The following is a 21,758-nucleotide window of genomic DNA, read 5'->3' as shown; positions in this document are numbered from 1 at the left end:
AGCACGCGGTCATATCCGCCACGGGTGGTCACACAATCTCGCATCATCAATCCCTCGGATGATCTGTCCCGGCTGGAACAGGGGTAACAAGGTCGATCCGCCAGCTTCGGCGCGGGTACCGCCTGTGAGGATGGTTCACATCTGCACGCAATGATTCACGCCCAAACGATACTCAAGCCCCATTTCTGCGGCCAGCGCCACACGGGACAACTCACGACAAACTGACTCTTGGGAAACCCCGGCCAAACCGATCGTGCGTTTGTGCCACGCGTTATTTCCTTTGTCTGTCACCGCAAGGCAACGGTTCAGATGTTCCAGTGTTGCCAAGACTTGCGGCCTTTTTCGGACGACAGCCAAGCGCAACCATGGTGCGGATCCGAGCGGCTCAGCCGAGCGGCGGGCTTTCCGTCGTGGGGGTCTCGTCATTGGCTTCGTCGAGCTTGCGGTAGAGCGTCGAGCGTCCGATTTTGAGGCGGCGCGCCACCTCCGACATCTGGCCGCGGTAATGGGCGATGGCGAAGCGGATGATCTCATGCTCCATCTCCTCGAGCGGCCGCACCTCGCCGCTTGCGGTGAGCAGCGGCAGGAACCCGTGCGAGGGCAGAGGGGCAATGGGGACTTCACTTCCCGGCACCATCGCAGGCAGCGCCGGAACAGGCCGCTCCACGGTGAGGGCCGGCGCAGGCTCCACCGGCGGTGCGTGGGTGGGAATCAGCGGAAAATCGGCCACGCCGAGCTGGTCACTCTCGCCCATGACGACGGCGCGGTAGACCGCGTTTTCCAACTGGCGGATGTTGCCGGGCCAGTCGAGCTTGGTCAGATAGGCGACGGCCTCACCGGTGATGCCCGAAATGGCGCGGTTCTCCTCGGCCGCGAACCGCGCGAGGAAATGCCGCAACAGATGCGGGATGTCCTCGCGGCGGGTGCGCAGCGGCGGAACGGTGAGCGGCAGCACGTGCAGCCGGTAGAACAGATCCTCGCGGAAGTGGCCTTCCTTGACGCGGTCGAGTAGCCTGCGATTGGTCGCCGAGATGATGCGGACGTCGACCTTGACCGGCTTGCGGCCGCCGACGGCTTCCACGGCGCCCTCCTGCAGGGCGCGCAGCAGCTTGACCTGGGCGGTGAGCGGCAGCTCCGAGACCTCATCGAGGAACAGCGTGCCGCCATGGGCTTCGACGAACTTGCCCATGTGACGCTCGGTCGCGCCGGTGAATGCGCCCTTCTCGTGACCGAACAGGATCGATTCCACCAGATTGTCCGGGATCGCGCCGCAATTGACGGCAACGAACGGTTTCGTCTTGCGCTCGCTGGTGCCGTGGATGGCGCGGGCGAACAGCTCCTTGCCGACGCCTGATTCGCCTTCGATCAGCACCGGGATCGACGAGGCCGCGGCCTTCTCGGCGATGCGCAGGATCGGCGCCATCGCCTCCGCGCGGGTGATGATGTCGGCGAAGGTCAGGCGCCCTTCGCGGCTGTGCCGGATGCGCTGCAACTCGCCCTTCAAGGCCGAGGTATTGAGCGCATTACGCAACGAGACCTGGAGCCGCTCGATGCCGACCGGCTTGACGACGAAGTCCTGCGCGCCGGCGCGCATTGCGGAGACGACGTTGTCGATGCCGCCATGCGCGGTCTGCACGATCACGGGTATCGAGATCCCCATCTCGCGCATCTTGGAGAGGACACCCATGCCGTCGAGGCCGGGCATCACGAGATCGAGCACGATGGCGTCGATGGGGCCGGCATCAGGATTCGTCAGCTTCTCGACGACGGCATCGCCGGTCTCGACGACGACCGCCTCGTAGCCGCATTTCTGCACCATGTTCTCCACCAGCCGGCGCTGGACCGGATCATCATCGGCAATCAAAATGCTGGCAGCCATGGCTTTCCTTGCACGCTACGACTATCTGTCTCGAATCGGGGCACTCTCGCCGACGCCGATTAACGCAACCTTAAACCTCGCTGATCGGGATACACGTTCGAACAACAGGTTACCCATCCGATGACCTCGCGCGCTTCTTCTGCCCTTCGCAAGCCGACCAGATCCGCCCCCCAGACCAAATCCGCCAAGACCAAATCCAACAAGGCCAAGCCGGCCAAGAAGCCCGCGTCAAAGCCGAAGCCGGTAGAGGTCAAGGCTGCGCGCGGTGCGACGGCCAAATCATCGGCCAAACCGGCAAAGAAGGTCGTCGCGGCAAAGGCCGGCATCGGCGTGCTGCCCGAATGGAATCTCGGCGACCTTTATATGGGCATCGACGCCCCTGAGATCGCTCACGATCTCGCGAAGATGGATTCCGAATGCGTCGCGTTTGAGACCGACTACAAGGGCAAGCTCGCCGAGCATGTCGCGCGCGAGGATGGCGGCGAATGGCTCGCAGAAGCCGTGCGGCGCTACGAGGCGATCGACGATCTCGCCGGGCGGCTCGGCTCGTTCGCGGGCCTCGCCCATGCCGGCGACAGCGTCGATCCCGCGATCTCGAAATTCTACGGCGACATCTCGGAGCGGCTGACGGCGGCGTCGACGCATCTGCTGTTCTTCCCGCTCGAGCTCAACCGCATCGACGACGCCGTGATCGAGCGCGCGATGGAGACGCCCGCGCTCGGCCATTACCGGCCGTGGATCGAGGACCTGCGCAAGGACAAGCCGTATCAGCTCGAGGACCGCGTCGAGCAGCTGTTCCACGAAAAATCGCAGACCGGCTATTCGGCTTGGAACAGGTTGTTCGACCAGACCATTGCTGGCCTGCGGTTTCAGGTCGGAGGTAAGGAGCTCGCGATCGAGCCGACGCTGAATTTCCTGCAGGACCGCGACGGCGCCAAGCGCAAGGCCGCAGCCGAAGCGCTGGCCAAGACGTTCAAGGCCAATGAGCGCACCTTCGCACTGATCACCAACACGCTCGCCAAGGACAAGGACATCTCGGACCGCTGGCGCGGCTTCCAGGATGTCGCCGACTCCCGCCACTTGAACAATCGCGTCGAGCGCGAGGTGGTCGATGCGCTGGTAGCGTCGGTACGCGCAGCCTATCCGAAGCTGTCACATCGCTACTACCAGCTCAAGGCGCGCTGGTTCAAAAAGAAGAAGCTGGCGCATTGGGACCGCAATGCGCCGCTGCCCTTCGCCGCCAATGCCACCATCGCCTGGCCGGAGGCGAAGAGCATGGTGTTGACGGCGTATCGCGGCTTCTCGCCCGAGATGGCGGACATCGCCCAGCGCTTCTTCGACCAGAGCTGGATCGATGCGCCGGTGCGGCCCGGCAAGGCGCCGGGCGCGTTCTCGCATCCGACCACGCCCTCGGCGCATCCCTATGTGCTGATGAACTATCAGGGCAAGCCGCGCGACGTCATGACGCTCGCGCATGAGCTCGGCCACGGCGTGCACCAGGTGCTGGCGGCGAGGCAAGGCGCGCTGATGGCGCCGACGCCGCTGACGCTGGCGGAGACCGCGAGCGTGTTCGGCGAGATGCTGACCTTCAAGCGGCTGCTATCCGAGACAAAGGACGCCAGGCAGCGTCAGGCGCTGCTCGCCGGCAAGGTCGAGGACATGATCAACACCGTGGTGCGGCAGATCGCGTTCTATTCGTTCGAGCGCGCGGTGCATACCGAGCGCAAGAACGGCGAGCTGACCGCCGAGCGGCTCGGGCAGCTCTGGCTCTCGGTGCAGACCGAGAGTCTCGGCGAGGCGATCGAGATCAAGCCGGGCTACGAAAACTTCTGGATGTACATCCCGCACTTCATCCATTCGCCGTTCTACGTCTACGCCTATGCGTTCGGCGACTGCCTCGTGAACTCGCTCTATGCGGTCTACGAGCACGCCGCCGAGGGGTTTGCCGAGCGCTATCTGGCGATGCTCGCGGCCGGCGGCACCAAGCATTATTCCGAACTGCTCAAGCCGTTCGGCCTGGACGCCAAGGACCCCAAATTCTGGGACGGCGGTCTCTCGGTCATCGCCGGCATGATCGACGAGCTGGAGGCGATGGGGTAGGGGCGTAAAACATTTGTTGAACGGATTGAAGAGGCGCGTTATACATTTGTATAACGCGCCTCTTTTTCGGAGAGGCCTGCTATGAAGATCGAAATCAAGAAGATCGGCAATTCCGACGGCCTGCTGTTGCCGCGCGAACTGATGCAGCGGCTCGATCTCAAACGCGGTCAGCAACTGCACATCGTCGAATTGCCCGGCGGCGGCTTCCAGGCGCTGCCCTATGATCCGGATTTCGAGCGGACGATGGAGATCGCGGACGAGATCATGGATGAGTATCGCGACACCCTGGCCGCGCTCGCCAAATGAGCGAGCAGCAGGGGCCGCTTTGGATCACCTACGAGCAGGCCGTCGCGATCCACGCCCGACAGTTGCGCCGCTTCGGCGGCGCGCCCGGGCCGCGCGACGAGGGCATGCTCCGCTCGGCCCTGGAGCGGCCCATTAACAAATGGAGCTATGAGCAGGCGACGCTTCCCGAGCTTGCCGCAGCCTATGCATTCGGACTGGCCAAGAACCACGCTTTCGTAGACGGCAATAGGCGGATCGCCTTCATGGCGATGATGACGTTTCTGCGGAGAAACGAAATCGCGTTCGCGCCCGAGCCGGCTCAGGCCACCGCCATGATCCTCGCCCTCGCTGCCGGCGAGGTCAGCGAGGCCAGCCTGACGCGCTGGATCCGTGACAATTGGCCTCGCCAATAGGGCGATCGGAAAACGCGATAAAACTGCCTTGCATGCCAGCCGTTGCCCTTGCATCGGCTTTGGGGTATGCGACCTTAACAAAGCATATTTCTCTGGGGGACCCCGATGGCAAACCATGGCGAGATCGCCTACTCGACGGCTGACGGCAACGACTATGTGGCGCATGAGGCCACCTACGAGGGCTTCATCAAGCTGGTGAAGTACGGCACGATCAGCGTCGCTCTCATCGTCATCTTGATGGCTATTTTCCTCGCTTAATGTCGCTCTCGGCCCGCCGGCATCCCCGCCGGCGGGCCTTCAGCTGACTGCCGAAGCCAAGTGCTAACTTGGCGTCATGCTGTAGCCCATGGACGTCCCGCCCTCTTAAAGCTCGCGCGCGCATTCGCGCCGGAGGCCTCATGAAGATTGCCGTCGCCAAGGAAATCGACCCGTTGGAGCCGCGGGTTGCCGCCTCTCCCGACACGGTGAAGAAGTTCAAGGCGTTGGGTGCCGAGATCGCGGTCGAGCCCGGCGCCGGCATCAAATCCGGCCTGCCGGACTCGGAATTCACGGCGGCGGGCGCAACCGTGAGCGCGGACGCGCTCAAGGATGCCGACATCATCATCAAGGTGAAGCGGCCGGAAGCGTCCGAACTCGCCAACTACCGGCGCGGCGCCTTGGTGTTCGCGATCATGGATCCTTACGGCAATGACGCGGCGCTCAAGGCCATGGCCGATGCCGGCATTGCCTCCTTCGCGATGGAGCTGATGCCGCGCATCACCCGCGCCCAGGTGATGGACGTGCTGTCGAGCCAGGCCAACCTTGCCGGCTACCGCGCCGTGATCGAGGGCGCCGAGGCCTTCGGCCGCGCCTTCCCGATGATGATGACCGCGGCCGGCACCGTGCCGGCGACCAAGGTGTTCGTGATGGGCGTCGGCGTCGCCGGCCTGCAGGCGATCGCGACCGCGCGCCGGCTCGGCGCCATGGTCTCTGCGACCGACGTGCGGCCGGCCACCAAGGAGCAGGTGGAGAGCCTCGGCGCCAAGTTCCTGGCGGTCGAGGACGAGGAGTTCAAGAACGCCCAGACGGCCGGCGGCTACGCCAAGGAGATGTCCAAGGAGTACCAGGCCAAGCAGGCGGCGCTGACGGCGGAACACATCAAGAAGCAGGACGTCATCATCACCACGGCGCTGATTCCCGGCCGTCCGGCGCCGCGCCTCGTCACCATGGAGATGGTGAAGTCGATGCGCCCGGGCTCGGTGCTGGTCGACCTCGCGGTCGAGCGTGGCGGCAATGTCGAGGGCGTCAAGCTCGGCGAGACCGTCGAGATCGACGGCGTCAAGATCATCGGCTACCCCAATCTCGCCGGCCGGGTCGCAGCTTCCGCCTCCAGCCTCTACGCCCGCAACCTGTTCTCCTTCATCGAGACCATGATCGACAAGAAGGAGAAGGCGCTCGCGGTCAACTGGGACGACGAGCTGGTCAAGGCCACGGCTTTGACAAAGGATGGCGCCATCGTCCACCCGAACTTCCAGCCGAAGGCCTAAGGAGCAGAGCCATGGAACATGTCGCCCAAGCCGTCGACCCCTTCGTTTTCCGGCTGTCGATCTTCGTGCTGGCGGTGTTCGTCGGCTATTTCGTGGTGTGGTCGGTGACGCCGGCCCTGCACACGCCGCTGATGTCGGTGACCAACGCGATCTCCTCGGTGATCGTGGTCGGCGCGCTGCTGGCGGTCGGCGTTCCCATGCTGTCGAGCGGCAGCGGTCTGGCGCGGGCGTTCGGCTTCATCGCGCTGATCTTCGCCTGCGTGAACATCTTCGGCGGCTTCCTCGTCACCCAGCGCATGCTGGCGATGTACAAGAAGAAGTCCAAGTAACAACGCCGCACGACGCGGGATGACAGGCACAACGGGGCATCTGCAATGAACGCCAATCTGTCGGCACTCCTTTATCTCGTGGCAGGTGTGCTGTTCATCCTGTCTCTTCGCGGGCTGTCGAGTCCGGCCTCCAGCCGGCAAGGCAACTTCTTCGGCATGGCCGGCATGGCGATTGCGGTCGCGACCACGCTGGCCGGGCATCCACCGGCAGATGCGATCGCCTGGATCCTCGTGATCCTCGGCGTTGCGATCGGCGGCGGCATCGGTGCGGTGATCGCGCGCCGGGTGCCGATGACGTCGATGCCCGAGCTCGTGGCGGCGTTCCACTCGCTGGTCGGCATGGCCGCGGTGCTGGTCGCCGCCGGCGCGTTCTTTGCGCCCGAAGCCTTCGACATCGGTACGCCCGGCAACATCCATCCGCAGAGCCTGGTCGAAATGTCGCTCGGCGTCGCCATCGGCGCGCTGACCTTCACCGGCTCGGTCATCGCCTTCCTGAAGCTCTCGGCACGGATGAGCGGCGCGCCCATCATCCTGCCGGCGCGCCACATGATCAACATTGCGCTCGCCGTTGCGCTCGTCTTCTTCGTGGTCCGTCTGGTGATGACGGGCGGCGGGTTCGACTTCCTGATGGTGACGCTGCTGGCGCTGGCGCTCGGCGTGCTCATGATCATCCCGATCGGCGGCGCCGACATGCCGGTCGTGATCTCGATGCTGAACTCCTATTCGGGCTGGGCCGCGGCGGGTATCGGCTTCACGCTCGGCAATTCGGCGCTGATCATCACCGGCGCGCTGGTCGGCTCGTCCGGTGCGATCCTGTCCTACATCATGTGCCATGCGATGAACCGCTCCTTCATCTCGGTCATCCTCGGCGGCTTCGGCGGCGAGACCGCAGCGGCCGGCGGTGGTACTGGTGAGCAGAAGCCGGCCAAGCTCGGCTCGGCCGACGACGCGGCCTTCATCATGAAGAACGCCTCGAAGGTGATCATCGTGCCCGGCTACGGCATGGCGGTGGCCCAGGCCCAGCACGCGCTGCGCGAGATGGCCGACACGCTGAAGAAGGAAGGCGTCGAGGTGAAGTACGCCATTCATCCGGTCGCGGGCCGCATGCCCGGCCACATGAACGTGCTGCTCGCCGAAGCCAACGTCCCCTACGACGAGGTGTTCGAGCTCGAGGACATCAACTCGGAATTCGCCCAGGCCGACGTCGCCTTCGTGATCGGCGCCAACGACGTCACCAACCCGGCGGCTGAGGAGGACAAGTCCTCGCCGATCTACGGCATGCCGGTGCTGCAGGTCTGGAAGGCCGGCACCGTGATGTTCATCAAGCGCTCGCTTGCCTCGGGCTATGCCGGCATCGACAATCCGCTGTTCTACCGCGACAACACGATGATGCTGCTCGGCGACGCCAAGAAGATGACCGAGAACATCGTCAAGGGCATGTAGCTGGCATTATTGGGAGCCATGGCGGTCCTGAAATGGCTCCTGATCGTCGTGGTGGCGATCTACGCCACCGTGCTTGCTGTGCTGTTCATGCGCCAGCGCGCGATGCTGTTTCCGATCCCGCCGGTCGGTCGCACCGCGCCGGACGCGGCCGGATTTCCGCAGGCTGAAGAGCACGTGCTGACCTCGGCCGACGGCGAGAAGGTCATCGCCTGGCATGTGCCGGCGCAGCCCGGCCGCAAGGTCGTGCTGTATTTCCCAGGCAATGGCGACTTCCTCGCCGGCGTGGTCTCGCGCTTCAAGGCGCTGACCTCCGACGGGACCGGCCTCGTCGCGCTGTCCTATCGCGGTTATGCAGGCTCGAGCGGCAACCCCAGTGAGCAGGGGCTGCTTCAGGATGCCGCAGCCGCCTATGCCTTCACGCGCGAGCGCTACGCGGCGGAGCGCATCGTGGCTTGGGGCTTTTCACTGGGCAGCGGCGTGGCCGCCGCGATCGCCGCTGAGCGTCCCATGGCCAGGCTGATCCTGGAGGCGCCCTATACGTCCACGGTCGACGTCGCCTCCGACATGCTCAAAGTGGTTCCCGTCAGCCTGCTGATGCGCGACCGCTTCCAATCCGATCAGCGCATCGCCAAGGTGCATGTGCCGCTGCTGATCATGCATGGCGCCAAAGATCCGGGGATTCCGATCCGCTTCGGGGAACGATTGTTCGCGCTTGCGCATGACCCCAAGCGCTTCGTACGGTTTCCCGACGGCGGACATAATGATCTGGATTTCTATGGTGCGACAGGTACGGCCAAGAGTTTCATCGACAGCCCGTAATGTCCTCGGTCGGTGGCCGGCTCTGCTTGTAGTCGCGATCGTCGCAGGTCCGCCGATCCCCGCGTATGCCGCCGCCGGCCTCGATGGCGCTGCGATGACTTGGCCGTTCGCGCTGCCGTTTGCGGGATTGCTGCTATCGATCGCGCTCGGCCCGCTGCTGTTTGCCCGCCTCTGGCATCACCATTACGGCAAGATCGCCTTGGCATGGGCCGTGGTGACGCTGGCGGCGCTGACCTGGCAGGCGGGACTGGCGGCCTCGCTCGCGTCCTTCATCCACGCGCTGCTCGCGGAGTATCTCAGCTTCATCGTGCTGCTGTTTGCGCTCTACACCGTCGCCGGCGGCATCCTGGTGACCGGCGACATCAGAGGTACGCCGGCGACCAATACGGCCATCCTGGCACTCGGCACGATCATCGCGAGCGTGGTCGGCACGACGGGTGCCGCGATGATCCTGGTACGTCCGCTGATCCGCGCCAATCTGACGCGGCCGCACAACGTGCACGTGCTGGTCTTCTTCATCATCCTGGCTGCCAATGTCGGTGGCGCGCTCAGCCCTCTGGGCGATCCGCCGCTGTTCGTCGGCTTTCTGCGCGGCGTCGATTTTTTCTGGACGACGCAACACCTCTGGCTGCAGACCGCGATCGTCGCCGGATTGCTGCTCATCGTCTTTGCCGCTATCGACTGGTGGCGCTTCCGCGCGGAGAAGCTTGCGTCGCAAGCGTTCGTAACGAAGGAGCCGGTGCGCATTCGCGGCCTCATCAATGTCGTTCTGATCGCCGCGATCGTTGCCAATACGCTGCTCTCGGCGACCTGGAAGCCAGGCATCTCCTTCGACGTCTTCGGCACGCATGTCGAGCTTCAGAACCTCGTGCGCGATGCCATCCTCGTGGCGATCGCCGGCCTGTCGCTCTGGCTCACGCCGGACGAGCACCGCGAGGCGAACGGGTTCAACTGGGAGCCGATCCGAGAGGTCGCCAAGCTGTTCGCGGCGATCTTCACCGCGATCGTCCCGGTCATCGCCATGCTGAACGCGGGTCGCAGTGGCTCGTTCGGCTGGCTCTTGGATGCCGTGACGACACCCGCCGGCGCGCCGAGAGAGGTCGCCTATTTCTGGTTCACCGGGCTGATGTCGGCCTTCCTCGACAATGCCCCGACCTATCTCTTGTTCTTCGAATTGGCGGGCGGCGATCCCAAGGTGCTGATGGGCGAACTCTCGGGCACGCTGGCGGCGATCTCGATGGGCGCCGTCTACATGGGTGCGCTGACCTACATTGGAAACGCGCCGAACTTCATGGTCGCAGCGATCGCCAATGAGCGCGGCATCAAGATGCCGAGTTTCTTCGGCTACATGCTGCGGGCAGGTGCCGTCCTCATTCCGCTGTTCGTGCTGCTGACCGTACTTCCGATCCATCCGCTGCTCAGCCCGCATTGACCTGATCGACGGCACTTTCAGAGACCGTCCTGGTTGACCCTGTCACGGCCGGACCGCGTGACGATCGCCTCGCTGTCGCGCATAGTCGGACAGAACGGATCGAAGGACGCGAATCATGAGCGTGAAGGGCGCAACGCCCGCATCATCGGTGATCTTTCCCGGCCTGGCGGTCGCACTCGTCGCGATCGTCACGGCGACGCATTATGACTTCACGCCTTCGGCCGCCGGCGTGGTCTTCGCCGCGGTGCTGCTGGTGATCCTGTTCGGCACGGTGTTCGCGGCCGTACACCATGCCGAGGTGATCGCGCATGAGATCGGCGAGCCGTTCGGCACGCTGCTCCTGACCCTGGCGGTGACGGTGATCGAGGTGGCGCTGATCGCCACCATCATGCTCGGCGACAAGGCTGCGCCCGCGCTGGCCCGCGACACCGTGTTCGCGGTCGTCATGATCGTGTGCAATGGCCTGGTCGGCATCTGCATCTTCATCGGCGGCCTGCGCTACCGCGAGCAGGACGTGCTGGTCTCCGGCGCCAATCTGTATCTCAGCGTGCTGTTCACGATGGCGACCATCACGCTGGTGCTGCCGAATTATACCTTGACGTCGCCTGGTCCGGTGTATTCTGCCGTGCAGATCGCCTTCGTCAGCGTCGTGACGATCCTGCTCTACGCGGTGTTCCTGTATACGCAGACCACCCGCCATCGGGATTATTTCGTCGGCGGCTCGGCTGGGTTCGCCGATGACGATGTCCGGCTGCCGCGTGCGAAGCTGTTGCTCAGTGTCGGGCTGCTGCTGGTCGCACTGCTCGCGGTGGTCCTGCTTGCCAAGAAGTTCTCGCTGGTGGTCGACGCCGGCGTTGCCGCAACGGGTGCGCCGCAGGCGGTCGCAGGCGTGCTCGTGGCGCTGTTGATCCTGCTGCCGGAGAGTATCGCCGCCCTCTCGGCCGCCCGCGCCAACGACCTTCAGAAGAGCATCAATCTCGCGCTTGGCTCCTCGCTCGCCACCATAGGGCTGACCATCCCGGCAGTGGCGGTCGCCGCCCATGTGCTCGACAAGCAGCTCGTCCTCGGGCTGGACCCGCAGGGAATAGTGCTGCTGGTCCTGACCTTCGTTCTGAGCATGCTGACCTTCGGCACGGGACGGACGAACATCCTGTTCGGGCTGGTGCACATGGTGGTGTTCGCGATATTCCTGTTCCTGCTCTTCGTCCCCTGATTCAAGAGATCCCCGATGCTCAGCGCCCAGTCCGACGTCCAGGTCGACACGCCCGAAGTCCGCGTCACGGAGTGGCGGCTATTGCCCGGCAGTGCGACGGGGCGCCATATCCATGAGATGGATTATGTCATCGTGCCGGTCACCGCGGGCGAGATGACGATCGTGGCGCCGTCCGGCGAGCGCTCGAAGGCGCAGCTCGCGGTCGGCAAATCCTATTTCCGCAAAGCCGGTGTCGAACACGATGTACTGAACGAGACCGGTTCCGAGATCGTTTTCCTCGAGGTTGAATTGAAGCCGTAACCATTTGTTTACCGGGATGCCGCTGATTGTGGTATCTTGAGCCGGCGATCCGGAAGCAGTTGGCAGCGCCCATACGATCTTGGATTGCTGCACGGCTTCGGTCTCAAAGGGCTTCAGGAGAACGACTTTTCGGCGGTTGCGCCTGCAGGGATCGCAGGTTGCGGGCTCCGGAAGGTACTGGGATGGTCCCTTAATTGTGCCTCAAAGTTCCCGCAAATACCGCGCGGGAGTGGTCAGCATGCTGAAATATCTCACAAAGTTCGCCATGGAGATCGTCCCGTCGGTGGTTGCCACCATCATCGGGGCCTACATCGTCAACCACTACATCAATACCAAGCCCGACTCGCCGCCATCGACCGTGGCGGCGGTGGCGTCGGCTGCCTACGCCAAGCTCACCGGCTCAAAGAGCGACGCTTCGAAATCCACGGGCAAGGGGATCGACCCCGCCAAGCTGGAAGCGAAGGCCGATCCCAAGTCCGACGCCAAGCCGGCGGAAACGTCGACGGAGGTCTCCAGCATTCCCGCTCCTGGCATCAAGGCCAAGGGGGTCTCGGAGAAGTCGCTGGCCGACAAGGCTGCGGAGAAGGCCGTCGAAGTGAAGCCGACCGAAACAGCGAGCCTCCCGACGGATGTGCAGGCCGCGCGCCATCCCGGGTCGCCGCGGGAGAAGCTGATTGCGCGCGGTACTCCGGCCGAGGCCCCAGCGGCCCAGCAGGACGATCGCCGGGATGCTGCTGATCTCGCCCGCGCGGCGATCGAGCGGTTGCGCGCGAGCGAAGGTGCCGGCAAGGCGGCTGTCGAGAAGCCGTCGAGCGACGCAGCCCGGGGCGCTGGCGAGACCCCGCGCATCGCGACCGTCGCGCCACAGGTGTCGCCGGTCCGTCCGCTGCCGCCTCCCGTGACGGTCTCTGCGCCACCGGCCGAGCAGGGCTTTGCCTTGCCGTCAGCCTCGAGCCCGACCTACACGGGATCATTGCAGCCGGACGGGCGCCCGACCCCGCCGGCGGAGATCCCTGTCCAGCAGTTGCGTCCGCTCGACCTGCGCGCCGACAAGACTGATCCATCGATCAAGGACCAGATGTCCAGCGTGGCGCAAGACATGATGTCGGCGGCGAAATCGGTGTTCCACTCAGTGCTGCCGAAATAGCCGGTCGAATCGTTCGCGGACGTGATCGAGGCGGTGGGCCTGGCCGGTCTGCCGCTTTTTCTTTGGAGTGGCGAGCTCTGCAGCGATGCGAGGGGCGGGCGCAGCAACCCGGATTCAATCCGGTCGCCGGATGGCCAGAGGCGCAAAATCAAAAAGGAGCGCCCAAAACAAAAACGCGAGCCAAAGGCCCGCGCTTCAGACGACGTCAGATTGAAGTGGCCAGATCAGCGCGGCGCGCCGGGACGGGCACCTGCGCCCGGACCACGACCAGCACCACGGTCACCGCCGGGGCCAGCGCCGAACACCGGCTTCGGCTTCATCGGCAGCAGGCCTTCACGCTGCAACTTCTTGCGGGCCAGCTTGCGCGCACGGCGCACGGCTTCGGCCTTCTCGCGGGCTTTCTTCTCGGACGGCTTCTCGTAATGGCCGCGAAGCTTCATCTCGCGGAAAATGCCCTCACGCTGCATCTTCTTCTTGAGCGCCTTGAGGGCTTGATCGACATTGTTATCGCGAACGAGAACCTGCACGCGGCATCCTCTTTCTCAGTCTATCGGTTTGAAATCTGGTGAAGCCAGGGCTGGCAAATGCCCGCGCCCTTAACCTTGAGCGCGCCCGTGTATCAGAGGACACCGTCGCTGTCCACCCGCTGACGGGCTCTTGACCGCAAGTTTAACCTCGCCGGAGCGGTTTATTTCAGCCCTGCCTCGGCGGCAGTGGCGAGACCTGGGTCACATGCCCCATTTTGCGGCCCGGACGAGCGGCGCCCTTGCCGTAGAGATGCACGGTCGCGCCGGGAACCGTGAGCCACTGCTCGTAGCTGTCGATCTCGTCCCCGATCAGGTTCGTCATCGTGACGTGGCCGTGGCGCAGCGGCTTGCCAAGCGGCCAACCGGCGATCGCCCGGATGTGCTGTTCGAACTGGGAAATCGAGGCGCCATCGAGGGTCCAGTGGCCGGAATTATGCACCCGCGGGGCAATTTCGTTGATCAGGACGCCTGGAGTAGGACCATCCGATACCACGAACATCTCCACGGCCAGCACCCCGACGTAATCGAGGGCGGTGGCGATCCGGCTCGCAATGTCCCTGGCCTCGTCGGCGAGCGCATCCGGGATGCGCGCCGGCGCCCGCGACACCTTCAGGATGTGATCGCGATGCTCGTTCTCGGTGACGTCGAAGCACTCGACCTGTCCATCGGCCGCTCGGGCCGCCACGACCGATATCTCGCGCTCGAACGGAACGAACGCCTCAAGGATCGCCGACTTGGTGCCGAGTTCGGCCCAGATCCGCTCGAGATCGTCACCCGGGCGGATCTTGATCTGGCCCTTGCCGTCATAGCCGAACCGACGCGTCTTCAGCACGGCCGGCAAGCCGATCCGGAACGCGGCTTCGCGCAAGGTGGCGACCGAGGACACGTCGGCATAGGTCGCGGTGCTGATGCCCAGCGAGGTGACGAAATCTTTCTCGGTGAGGCGATCCTGGGTCGTCTCGAGCGCCGAGCGGCGCGGCAGCACCGGGCGCCTCGCCGCCAGCACCATGGCCGCGGCCGAGGGGACGTTTTCGAACTCGTAGGTGACGACGTCGACGTCATTGGCGAACAGCTCGAGCGCCTCGACGTCGGCATATTCGGCGCAGGTTGCGTTCAGCACCACGTCGAAGGCGGGGGAGTCCGGGTCCGGCGAGAACACCTGGCAGCGCAGCCCGAGCCGCGCCGCAGCAAGCGCCAGCATGCGGCCGAGCTGGCCGCCGCCGAGAATACCGATGGTGTCGCCGGGCTTGAGCTTCACCCGATTGGAGTCGGTCACGCCGTGCCCTCCGGACGTTCGGCGATCGCATTGGTCTGCGCCTGGCGCCAGGCCGACAGACGGCCGGCGAGCGCGGGATCGGAGAGAGCGAGCACGCTTGCCGCCAGCAGCGCTGCGTTAATGGCGCCGGATTTGCCGATGGCGAGCGTTCCCACCGGAATTCCGGCCGGCATCTGGACGATGGAATACAGCGAATCGACCCCCGACAGCGCCTTCGACTCGACGGGAACGCCGAACACGGGGAGCTCTGTCAGCGAGGCCGTCATGCCCGGCAGATGGGCGGCGCCGCCTGCACCGGCGATGACGACCTTGTAGCCGGCCGCCTTGGCGCCCTTGGCAAAGGCATACAGTCGGTCCGGGGTGCGGTGCGCCGAGATGATACGGGCGTCGTAGCTCACGCCCAACGCTCCGAGTGTGTCGGCGGCATGGCGCATGGTATCCCAGTCCGACTGGCTTCCCATGATAATGGCGATCGGGGCGGTCATAACCTCAAATCTTCTCGGGAATCCATCAGCATGGGCCGGAGTATAGGATCGGTCCCGACAGCGGCAAGCCATGGCATGGAGGCCCGAATGGACTATCCTGTCTTGGTTAAGCCCGGCAAGCCCAAACGACGGCGCGGCAGGTGTCCGATGAAAAAGAAGCGCATGGCGGCCGCGTGGCGGGCCGGGAAGCGAAGAACCCGGTACCGTCATCGGGTTCTTCGGGGCGCGCGCTCACCTGAACCTGGTTCCGCACCGGCGGGCACGCGGCAGACGATCCGACGCCTGAAGGCCGAGCTGAGGGCAGCGCAGGCGCGGATCGCCGAGCTCACGGCCTCCGCCGAGCGCGATTTCCTGCTCGACATCTTCAATCGTCGCGGTTTCGCCCGCGAGCTCCATCGCTCCATCGCGTTCATCAAGCGCTACGATGCGACCGGTGCCCTGGTCGTGCTCGACGTCGATCGGTTGAAACCCATCAATGACACCTTCGGCCATGCGGCCGGTGACGAGGTCCTGAAGGCGGTTGCGCGTGTCCTCGGCGAGCGGGTCCGATCCTCCGACGTGATCGGTCGGCTCGGCGGCGACGAGTTCGGCGTGCTGCTCTGGCACCTCAGCGCGACGGAGGCGCATGCCAAGGCGGCGGAGCTGGAGCAGGCCATCGACAGCCTGACCTTCACCTTCGGCGATCAGACCGTGCGCGCCGGCGCGTCGGCCGGGGTTGCCCTTCTCGACAAGCGCGTCAACCCAGTACGTGCGTTGGAGGAAGCCGACCGCGCGATGTACATGCGCAAGGCCCAGCGAAGGTACGAGAGCCCCGCGTAACGAACGACCCGGCCGGGCGACAAGCGGTGACGCTCGCCGGCCATCCGCGCCGATGACCGAGCTGGCGGAACACGGCGCTCACAGCTCGCCGAGATCGTCAGGCAACTCGCCGAACTTGTGCAGCAGCCGGGCGTCGCTGAATTCCCCCTTCAATGGATCGCCGCTGCGGCTGAAGGCAATGGCGCCGATATTGTCTGATAAGCGCGACATGGCCTCCGCGCGACGCAGCGCGGCCGACGAGCTCTGGCATTCCTCAGCCGTTCCCGCGACCAGCATGCCACCCTCGTCCCGCCTGAACGGCATCGCGACGTAGTAGGTGATATCGGGCATTGCACGCTCCTCCTGACCTCTCGCCGAAGCTCCGAGCGAGTGCATGGGTCATCGCCTGGAGAGCCTCAAAGGCCGTCGGGCTCAGGCCGCATCGCTCTGCGCGGCGTCCGAGGCGGTGTTGGGCATGCAGCCGCAGGAGATCGCGGCCCGCAGCTCCTGCAGCTCCAGCTCGAGATACTCGTTCGCCATGATCAGCGCCTTGATCGTGGAGCGCAGATTGCCGTCGCACATCGCGATGGCTTGGTCACATGCCTGTTCGTAGAGGCGATCCTGTGGGGAGAAGGAGGCGGGCATCACAACCATCCTTGTTGTTGTCCGAGGACTACGAGGGATGGTCTAATTGTTCCCTTTTTGTTCCTATTGTCAAGGCACTTCGGCCACTCCTGCATCGCTGTATTGCCTGGGTGCATACGGTCAGCCGTGCTGACGCTTCGCCTCAGGCGATGATGTCGGGCGTGATCTGGTCTTCGATGAAGGCGATCCGATCGCGTAGCAGAAGCTTCCGCTTCTTCAGTCGTTGCAGCCGCAACAAATCGGGGGCGGGCGATTGATGCAAAGCGTCGATCGCCGCGTCGAGGTCGCGGTGCTCCTGCTGCAGGCGCGCGAGTTCGGCCTGCAGTTCGCGCTCGTCTTGGTCAGCCATGATCTATGATAGCAAAAAAGCGGAAGGAAGTGGAAAGCCTTGCGAAGGCGGGCGCAAATATTGCGCCTGCGAAGCTGATAAGCAAGTCGCACCCCTCAAGATCCGTGCAGCTGTCCCGTGAATTTCAGGTTGGCGCCGGCGTTAGATTCGCCCGGATCAGCTCACGCTTCGTTACACACGGCGCTCAAATTTGCATGTGCGGTCTTTTGGCCCCATCGACAGGTCAAGCGACTAGTGTACACTCATTAGCCCTGGTCGAATCTCAGGTTCACCTACCGAGGAGGTTTCGAATGGCTATTCAGGCGCATCTCGTTGAACTGGAGCGTAAGCATAAAGTTCTTGAAAACGAATTGCATCAAGCTCTCCTGCATCCATCGACGGACGACCTGCGAATTGCCGAACTGAAGCGACGCAAACTGATGGTGAAGGATGAGATCGAGCGCTTGAGACAGGTAACCAGCGAAACACTTCACTGACATGTGACCATCATCCGCCGTATCATCTGATCGCAACACCGTGCGCCTGGGATGGCGACGAGTCCATCCCAGACGCAACTTCAATCGAATTAGTTGCGATACACGACTTAGTTTCGATACGCGACGACGCGAACGCATCTGCCTGCGTTGTCTCCCAGCGTGTCTATCGCGACAGGCTGTTCATCGCGATATCGAGGGTCTTCAGCTCGAGGCGAGATCGCCGACGTGAGCCGCGATCGCGAGCGATGACGTCAATCCAGGCGATTCGATTCCGAACAGATTGATGAGTCCGGGCACGCCGTGATCGCGCGGGCCCTGAATGACGAAATCCTGCGACGCCACGGCCGGCGGTACGATCTTCGGCCTGATGCCGGAATAGCTCGGCATCAGCGCCCCATCCGGCAGCGACGGCCAGTATTTGCGGATCGCCGGGTAGAAGCGCTCGGCGCGCGCCGGATCGACCGTGTAGTCGATGCGGTCGATCCACTCGACGTCGGGGCCGAATCTGGCCTGGCCTGCCATGTCGAGCGTAAGGTGAACGCCAAGCCCGCCCGGTTCCGGCACGGGGTAGATGAGCCGGCTGAACGGTGCCCGGGCGCTGCAGCTGAAATAGTTGCCCTTGGCGAGATAGGTCGTCGGCACCAGCGGCGACGGCATGCCGTCGATCCGCCGGGCCACCGGGGGCGCGTCGAGGCCTGCAGCGTTCACCAACAGCCGGCAGCTCAGCGTCATCGGCTGCGCGCCGCCCGCGTCGACCTCGATCGATTCTCCGGCTGCCTTGGCCCGCAGCAGCGGCGTGTGGAAGGCGAAGGCGCCGCCGGCGTCCTCGATCTCGCCGCGCAGCGACAGCATGAAGGCATGGCTGTCGAGGATGCCGGTCGACGGCGACAGCAGGGCCGCCTCGCAGGCCAGGGCCGGCTCCAGCGCCAGCGCTTCGGATCCAGATAGCAGCCGCATTCCTTCGACGCCGTTGGCTTCGGCGTGCGCGCGGATGCCCTGCAGCTTCTCGGTCTCGGCCGGATTGGTTGCAACGATCAGTTTGCCGCAATTGCGGTAGGGCACGCCATGCTCGTCGCAATAGCGGTAAAGCATGCGCTTGCCGGCCACGCAGAAGCGGGCCATCAGGCTCCCGGCCTTGTAGTAGATGCCGGCGTGGATCACTTCGCTGTTGCGAGACGAAGTGACGGTGCCGATGCCCTCGGCCGCCTCGAGAACGATGACCTCGCGTCCGGCGCGGGCCAGCTGTTGTGCGACGGCAAGTCCGACGACGCCGGCGCCCACGACGACGCAATCCACTCTATCCATGCACGGTCCTGAGACGATTCGGAGAAATCATGGCTTGCTGCAACCCCTGGTGGGTGGAGCCTCGGTCCGGAGTGCGCACGCCCTTAGCAAACCGTTCATCATAGGGAGGCCATTGACCAAATTTGCTTCGTCTTTTTCGAAGTTTGCCGAACCCGTTTACCCGATCCCAATAGGTGAAGCCAGATACTGTCGCCGAATACCGCGGGTGATTGATGGCTGGCAAGAATTGGCAGGCGAGCGACCGAAACGCGTTTTCTGCGTGCGTCGTTGCGGCCTCGATGGCCGCCATGGCAGCGTGGGCGGCTGCGCCGACGCGCGCCTGGGCTGCGTCGTCCGATTTCTCGCCCTCCGGCTACCTGGGCACCATCGAGCCGGATGTGCTCTGGGAAGTGTTGATCGCCGGGGTCGTCGTCTGCGCCTTCCTCGCCTCGGTCGTGATCTGGATCCATTCGGCCTTGCGGCGCGCCAAGCGGGCACAACTGCGGCGTAATGTTTTCATCAGCTCCGCGCTCAACAATCTGAGCCAGGGATTGATGCTGACGGACGCCGCCAACCGCGTCGTCTTCTACAACCATCGCTTCCTCGAAATCTACGGCATGAGCCGGGCCGACATTCCGCCCGGTTGCACCGGCCGGGATCTGGTCGAGTTGCGGCAGCAGCGCGGCCTGCTCAATCTGACGGTCGAAGACTATGCGCGCCAGGCGCGGGAGCCGGACGGGTGCCTGACCGAGCTGCCCGGCGGACGTGTGGTGCGAGCCCAGATATTCCGTCTTCCGACCGGCGGATCGATCGGCATCCACGAAGACTGCACGGTGCAGCGCCGGCTGGAGCGCGAGCTCGCCTCGACCAAGCAGTTCCTGGAATCGGTGGTCGATCAGGTTCCCGTCTGCGTCGCCGCCAAGAACATCGACGACGGCCGCTACATCTTCGCCAACCGAGCATTCGAGCAGTTCTCTCGGATGCCGCGGGATCAGATCATCGGACGGCGCCCGAGCGATCTCTTCGGCGACGCGACCGCGGCCGACATCGCGGCTGCCGACCGCGAAGCGATGCTGGCGCCCGGCACCACCTATTGCAGCGAGCTGGTCGTTCAACGCGGCAACGACAAGCGCATCCTCGAAGCCCATCGGGTCGTTGCACGCAACGACAAGAACGAGCCGCAGTTCCTCATCGCGCTGTTCGACGATGCCACGGAGCGGCGATCGCTGAGCCGCGAGCTGGAGAACAGCAAGAAGTTCCTGGAGCTGGTCGTCGACAACATTCCGGTCTCGCTCATCGTCGAGAGCGTCAGCGACGGCCGCTATCTGCTCGCCAACCGCAGCGCCGAGATCATCCTCAACCGCAAGCGCGAGGATGCCACGGGCCTGACCGCCGCCGACATTTTCAATCCGCGCGAGGCCAGACTGATCATGGCGCGCGACGAAGCCGCTATCAAGAAGCGCAGCCTTCTGACCGAGGAACATCCGATCTCGACCAAAGACGGTCTGCGGCTGTTCCTGACCCGACGGGCAACCGTGCTGGGCGAGACCGGCGAGCCGCAATATCTGATCAAGACCTATGAGGACGTCACCGACCGGCGCCAGACCGAATCGCGGATGGCGCACATGGCCTATCACGACGGCCTGACCGATCTGCCTAACCGCGCCGCGTTCCTGCAGGCCTTGAGCCAGATGATCGAGGCCTGCGCGGACACGGATGAGGAGTTCGCGGTCCTGAACGTCGATCTCAAGGGCCTGAAGGACGTCAACGACGTCTTCGGCCACGCCATCGGCGACAAGCTGTTGATCGAGGTCGCCCGCCGCGTCCATGCCGTTGCCCGGGGCGGGGTGGTCGCGCGTCTCTCCGGCGATGAGTTCGGGCTGATCATCGACGGCAAGCAACCGGAGATGGGCAGGGCGCTGGCCGAGCAGTTGGCGGCGGCGATCGCGGTGGACTTCCAGATCGACGGCAAGTCGATTCGCACAGCGCTGACGACGGGCATCTCGGTGTTCCCGCACAATGGTTCGGATCCGGCGTCGCTGCTCGCCAATGCGGGTGCCGCTCTGTTCCGCGCCAAGGCCAAATCGCGCGGCAGCATCACCTTCTACGAGCCTGAAATGGATCAGCAGATCCGCGACCGCCGCGTTCTGCATCAGGAGCTGTCTGTCGCGATCAAGCATGGCGAACTGTCGCTGTACTTCCAGCCGCAGGCCGCCTCCGGCCGCACGGTCGACGCCAGCGAGATCATCGGCTTCGAGGCGCTGGCGCGCTGGCAGCACCCGGTCCGCGGCTTCGTGCCGCCGAGCGACTTCATTCCGCTCGCGGAAGAGAGCGGCCTCATCGTCGAGATGGGCGAGTGGATCCTGCGCGAGGCCTGCCGCGAGGCGGCGTCGTGGCCGAAGCCGCTGCAGGTCGCGGTCAACCTGTCCCCGGCCCAGTTCGTTCATGGCGACCTTGTCGCACTGGTCCATTCGATCCTGCTCGAGACGGGGCTCGCGCCCGGCAGGCTCGAGCTCGAAATCACCGAGGGTGTGCTGATCGAGGATTTCGATCGTGGTGTCGCGCTGCTGCGCCGGCTGAAGGCGCTCGGCGTTCGCGTCTCGATGGACGATTTCGGCAGCGGCTACTCGTCGCTGAGCTACCTGCAGGCCTTCCCGTTCGACAAGATCAAGATCGACCGCGCCTTCGTCATGAATATCGGCCGCAACCCGCAATCGGCGGCGATCATTCGTGCGGTCATCGGTCTGGGTCACGGCATGAACATGTCGATCGTGGCGGAAGGCGTCGAGACGCCCGAGCAGCTCGGCTTCCTCGCCGAGCAGGGCTGCGACTCGGTTCAGGGCTATCTGCTCGGCAAGCCCCTGCCGATCGGCAAATACGACGGCATCGTCGGTCGCGCTCACGACGACGACGACGCGTCCGTTCGCAAGACCGGCTGACCGGGCACTCGTGGTCAGAGGCCGTTGCGCAACAGCGCGAATTTATCCGCGCGCATGACAGCTAAGCCGCTACGAGAATCATCTCCGCCGGTC

23 protein-coding genes are annotated in these 21,758 nt (G+C 64.4%); 15 read left to right on the top strand and 8 right to left on the bottom strand.

From position 1 onward, the window contains the following. Nucleotides 1-385: 385 nt before the first annotated feature. Nucleotides 386-1,879, bottom strand: a complete 1,494-nt coding sequence (locus QW868_RS03470; RefSeq protein WP_316160711.1) for a sigma-54 dependent transcriptional regulator — start codon at nucleotides 1,877-1,879, stop codon at nucleotides 386-388. 120 nt (nucleotides 1,880-1,999) lie between these two features. On the opposite strand from QW868_RS03470, the gene QW868_RS03465 reads away from it, so the two are divergent. The 12 genes from QW868_RS03465 to QW868_RS03410 all read left to right on the top strand — a co-directional run bounded on the left by QW868_RS03465 (nucleotide 2,000) and on the right by QW868_RS03410 (nucleotide 12,886). Further along, the gene (locus tag QW868_RS03465) at nucleotides 2,000-3,979 is read left to right on the top strand and encodes a M3 family oligoendopeptidase (RefSeq protein ID WP_316229925.1); all 1,980 of its coding nucleotides are present in this window, start codon (nucleotides 2,000-2,002) and stop codon (nucleotides 3,977-3,979) included. 81 nt (nucleotides 3,980-4,060) lie between these two features. Then, a complete protein-coding gene (locus QW868_RS03460) occupies nucleotides 4,061-4,285 on the top strand; it encodes a MazE family transcriptional regulator (RefSeq protein ID WP_015664446.1) in 225 nt (74 codons plus the stop codon). Next, nucleotides 4,282-4,677 (top strand): type II toxin-antitoxin system death-on-curing family toxin, encoded by a 396-nt coding sequence (locus QW868_RS03455; protein ID WP_315736333.1) that lies wholly within the window; start codon nucleotides 4,282-4,284, stop codon nucleotides 4,675-4,677. The genes QW868_RS03460 and QW868_RS03455 overlap by 4 nt, the downstream gene beginning before the upstream one ends. Nucleotides 4,678-4,782: 105 nt before the next feature. Further along, nucleotides 4,783-4,935, top strand: coding sequence for an aa3-type cytochrome c oxidase subunit IV (locus QW868_RS03450; RefSeq protein ID WP_315736334.1), 153 nt, complete (start codon nucleotides 4,783-4,785; stop codon nucleotides 4,933-4,935). Nucleotides 4,936-5,075: 140 nt separating this feature from the next. Then, nucleotides 5,076-6,203, top strand: a complete 1,128-nt coding sequence (locus QW868_RS03445) for a Re/Si-specific NAD(P)(+) transhydrogenase subunit alpha (protein WP_315812882.1) — start codon at nucleotides 5,076-5,078, stop codon at nucleotides 6,201-6,203. 11 nt (nucleotides 6,204-6,214) lie between these two features. Then, a complete protein-coding gene (locus tag QW868_RS03440; RefSeq protein ID WP_316229924.1) occupies nucleotides 6,215-6,532 on the top strand; it encodes a proton-translocating transhydrogenase family protein in 318 nt (105 codons plus the stop codon). Between the two features lie 45 nt (nucleotides 6,533-6,577). Then, nucleotides 6,578-7,975 (top strand): NAD(P)(+) transhydrogenase (Re/Si-specific) subunit beta, encoded by a 1,398-nt coding sequence (locus tag QW868_RS03435; RefSeq protein ID WP_315812883.1) that lies wholly within the window; start codon nucleotides 6,578-6,580, stop codon nucleotides 7,973-7,975. 18 nt (nucleotides 7,976-7,993) lie between these two features. Further along, nucleotides 7,994-8,794 (top strand): alpha/beta hydrolase, encoded by an 801-nt coding sequence (locus QW868_RS03430; RefSeq protein ID WP_315779296.1) that lies wholly within the window; start codon nucleotides 7,994-7,996, stop codon nucleotides 8,792-8,794. Nucleotides 8,795-8,888: 94 nt separating this feature from the next. Next, nucleotides 8,889-10,226: a sodium:proton antiporter gene (locus QW868_RS03425; RefSeq protein WP_316229923.1), complete on the top strand. Its 1,338-nt coding sequence runs from the start codon at nucleotides 8,889-8,891 to the stop codon at nucleotides 10,224-10,226. Between the two features lie 115 nt (nucleotides 10,227-10,341). Then, entirely contained in the window at nucleotides 10,342-11,439 is a 1,098-nt protein-coding gene (locus QW868_RS03420) for an ionic transporter y4hA (RefSeq protein ID WP_316229922.1), read from the top strand. 15 nt (nucleotides 11,440-11,454) lie between these two features. After that, nucleotides 11,455-11,739: a cupin domain-containing protein gene (locus tag QW868_RS03415; RefSeq protein WP_315777747.1), complete on the top strand. Its 285-nt coding sequence runs from the start codon at nucleotides 11,455-11,457 to the stop codon at nucleotides 11,737-11,739. A 238-nt stretch (nucleotides 11,740-11,977) separates the two neighbouring features. Further along, nucleotides 11,978-12,886, top strand: a complete 909-nt coding sequence (locus QW868_RS03410; RefSeq protein ID WP_316229921.1) for a hypothetical protein — start codon at nucleotides 11,978-11,980, stop codon at nucleotides 12,884-12,886. Nucleotides 12,887-13,110: 224 nt separating this feature from the next. Here QW868_RS03410 and rpsU read toward each other — a convergent pair whose 3' ends face one another. The 3 genes from rpsU to purE form a co-directional block, all read right to left on the bottom strand. Then, nucleotides 13,111-13,413, bottom strand: coding sequence for a 30S ribosomal protein S21 (rpsU, locus tag QW868_RS03405; protein WP_011924350.1), 303 nt, complete (start codon nucleotides 13,411-13,413; stop codon nucleotides 13,111-13,113). A 166-nt stretch (nucleotides 13,414-13,579) separates the two neighbouring features. Then, on the bottom strand, nucleotides 13,580-14,689 hold the full coding sequence (locus tag QW868_RS03400; RefSeq protein WP_316229920.1) for a 5-(carboxyamino)imidazole ribonucleotide synthase: 1,110 nt from the start codon (nucleotides 14,687-14,689) through the stop codon (nucleotides 13,580-13,582). Beyond that, complete coding sequence (gene purE, locus QW868_RS03395; RefSeq protein ID WP_315756071.1) at nucleotides 14,686-15,174, bottom strand: 5-(carboxyamino)imidazole ribonucleotide mutase; 489 nt, start codon at nucleotides 15,172-15,174, stop codon at nucleotides 14,686-14,688. The genes QW868_RS03400 and purE overlap by 4 nt, the downstream gene beginning before the upstream one ends. An 87-nt stretch (nucleotides 15,175-15,261) precedes the next feature. On the opposite strand from purE, the gene QW868_RS03390 reads away from it, so the two are divergent. After that, a complete protein-coding gene (locus QW868_RS03390; protein ID WP_316181085.1) occupies nucleotides 15,262-15,993 on the top strand; it encodes a GGDEF domain-containing protein in 732 nt (243 codons plus the stop codon). A gap of 78 nt (nucleotides 15,994-16,071) precedes the next feature. On the opposite strand, the gene QW868_RS03385 is transcribed toward QW868_RS03390, so the two are convergent. The 3 genes from QW868_RS03385 to QW868_RS03375 form a co-directional block, all read right to left on the bottom strand. Beyond that, the gene (locus QW868_RS03385) at nucleotides 16,072-16,323 is read right to left on the bottom strand and encodes a hypothetical protein (RefSeq protein ID WP_315736344.1); all 252 of its coding nucleotides are present in this window, start codon (nucleotides 16,321-16,323) and stop codon (nucleotides 16,072-16,074) included. A gap of 81 nt (nucleotides 16,324-16,404) precedes the next feature. Further along, entirely contained in the window at nucleotides 16,405-16,617 is a 213-nt protein-coding gene (locus QW868_RS03380; protein WP_315736345.1) for a hypothetical protein, read from the bottom strand. 142 nt (nucleotides 16,618-16,759) lie between these two features. Beyond that, nucleotides 16,760-16,966 carry a YdcH family protein gene (locus QW868_RS03375; RefSeq protein WP_009028242.1) on the bottom strand — a complete coding sequence of 69 codons (207 nt, stop codon included), beginning with the start codon at nucleotides 16,964-16,966 and terminating at the stop codon, nucleotides 16,760-16,762. 290 nt (nucleotides 16,967-17,256) lie between these two features. Between QW868_RS03375 and QW868_RS03370 the strand changes: the two genes are divergently transcribed. Beyond that, on the top strand, nucleotides 17,257-17,442 hold the full coding sequence (locus QW868_RS03370) for a YdcH family protein (protein WP_315736346.1): 186 nt from the start codon (nucleotides 17,257-17,259) through the stop codon (nucleotides 17,440-17,442). Between the two features lie 201 nt (nucleotides 17,443-17,643). Here QW868_RS03370 and QW868_RS03365 read toward each other — a convergent pair whose 3' ends face one another. Then, nucleotides 17,644-18,747, bottom strand: a complete 1,104-nt coding sequence (locus QW868_RS03365) for an NAD(P)/FAD-dependent oxidoreductase (RefSeq protein ID WP_316229919.1) — start codon at nucleotides 18,745-18,747, stop codon at nucleotides 17,644-17,646. Nucleotides 18,748-18,959: 212 nt separating this feature from the next. Here QW868_RS03365 and QW868_RS03360 point away from each other — a divergent pair, with 212 nt between their 5' ends. After that, nucleotides 18,960-21,665 carry an EAL domain-containing protein gene (locus QW868_RS03360; protein ID WP_316229918.1) on the top strand — a complete coding sequence of 902 codons (2,706 nt, stop codon included), beginning with the start codon at nucleotides 18,960-18,962 and terminating at the stop codon, nucleotides 21,663-21,665. The last annotated feature ends 93 nt before the right edge of the window (nucleotides 21,666-21,758 follow it).

It is taken from the genome of Bradyrhizobium sp. SZCCHNR1051 (assembly GCF_032489615.1).
Taxonomy (GTDB): domain Bacteria; phylum Pseudomonadota; class Alphaproteobacteria; order Rhizobiales; family Xanthobacteraceae; genus Bradyrhizobium.
The sequence above is the reverse complement of the archived record's forward strand: the minus strand, read 5'-3'. Positions and strand labels throughout refer to the sequence as shown.

What these genes read in the sequence shown, in the direction of transcription:
- QW868_RS03470 (WP_316160711.1), bottom strand. Translation starts at nt 1,879, where the DNA reads ATGGCTGCCAGCATTTTGATTGCCGATGATGATCCGGTCCAGCGCCGG.
- QW868_RS03465 (WP_316229925.1), top strand. Translation starts at nt 2,000, where the DNA reads ATGACCTCGCGCGCTTCTTCTGCCCTTCGCAAGCCGACCAGATCCGCC.
- QW868_RS03460 (WP_015664446.1), top strand. Translation starts at nt 4,061, where the DNA reads ATGAAGATCGAAATCAAGAAGATCGGCAATTCCGACGGCCTGCTGTTG.
- QW868_RS03455 (WP_315736333.1), top strand. Translation starts at nt 4,282, where the DNA reads ATGAGCGAGCAGCAGGGGCCGCTTTGGATCACCTACGAGCAGGCCGTC.
- QW868_RS03450 (WP_315736334.1), top strand. Translation starts at nt 4,783, where the DNA reads ATGGCAAACCATGGCGAGATCGCCTACTCGACGGCTGACGGCAACGAC.
- QW868_RS03445 (WP_315812882.1), top strand. Translation starts at nt 5,076, where the DNA reads ATGAAGATTGCCGTCGCCAAGGAAATCGACCCGTTGGAGCCGCGGGTT.
- QW868_RS03440 (WP_316229924.1), top strand. Translation starts at nt 6,215, where the DNA reads ATGGAACATGTCGCCCAAGCCGTCGACCCCTTCGTTTTCCGGCTGTCG.
- QW868_RS03435 (WP_315812883.1), top strand. Translation starts at nt 6,578, where the DNA reads ATGAACGCCAATCTGTCGGCACTCCTTTATCTCGTGGCAGGTGTGCTG.
- QW868_RS03430 (WP_315779296.1), top strand. Translation starts at nt 7,994, where the DNA reads ATGGCGGTCCTGAAATGGCTCCTGATCGTCGTGGTGGCGATCTACGCC.
- QW868_RS03425 (WP_316229923.1), top strand. Translation starts at nt 8,889, where the DNA reads ATGACTTGGCCGTTCGCGCTGCCGTTTGCGGGATTGCTGCTATCGATC.
- QW868_RS03420 (WP_316229922.1), top strand. Translation starts at nt 10,342, where the DNA reads ATGAGCGTGAAGGGCGCAACGCCCGCATCATCGGTGATCTTTCCCGGC.
- QW868_RS03415 (WP_315777747.1), top strand. Translation starts at nt 11,455, where the DNA reads ATGCTCAGCGCCCAGTCCGACGTCCAGGTCGACACGCCCGAAGTCCGC.
- QW868_RS03410 (WP_316229921.1), top strand. Translation starts at nt 11,978, where the DNA reads ATGCTGAAATATCTCACAAAGTTCGCCATGGAGATCGTCCCGTCGGTG.
- purE (WP_315756071.1), bottom strand. Translation starts at nt 15,174, where the DNA reads ATGACCGCCCCGATCGCCATTATCATGGGAAGCCAGTCGGACTGGGAT.
- QW868_RS03390 (WP_316181085.1), top strand. Translation starts at nt 15,262, where the DNA reads ATGGACTATCCTGTCTTGGTTAAGCCCGGCAAGCCCAAACGACGGCGC.
- QW868_RS03385 (WP_315736344.1), bottom strand. Translation starts at nt 16,323, where the DNA reads ATGCCCGATATCACCTACTACGTCGCGATGCCGTTCAGGCGGGACGAG.
- QW868_RS03380 (WP_315736345.1), bottom strand. Translation starts at nt 16,617, where the DNA reads ATGCCCGCCTCCTTCTCCCCACAGGATCGCCTCTACGAACAGGCATGT.
- QW868_RS03375 (WP_009028242.1), bottom strand. Translation starts at nt 16,966, where the DNA reads ATGGCTGACCAAGACGAGCGCGAACTGCAGGCCGAACTCGCGCGCCTG.
- QW868_RS03370 (WP_315736346.1), top strand. Translation starts at nt 17,257, where the DNA reads ATGGCTATTCAGGCGCATCTCGTTGAACTGGAGCGTAAGCATAAAGTT.
- QW868_RS03365 (WP_316229919.1), bottom strand. Translation starts at nt 18,747, where the DNA reads ATGGATAGAGTGGATTGCGTCGTCGTGGGCGCCGGCGTCGTCGGACTT.
- QW868_RS03360 (WP_316229918.1), top strand. Translation starts at nt 18,960, where the DNA reads ATGGCTGGCAAGAATTGGCAGGCGAGCGACCGAAACGCGTTTTCTGCG.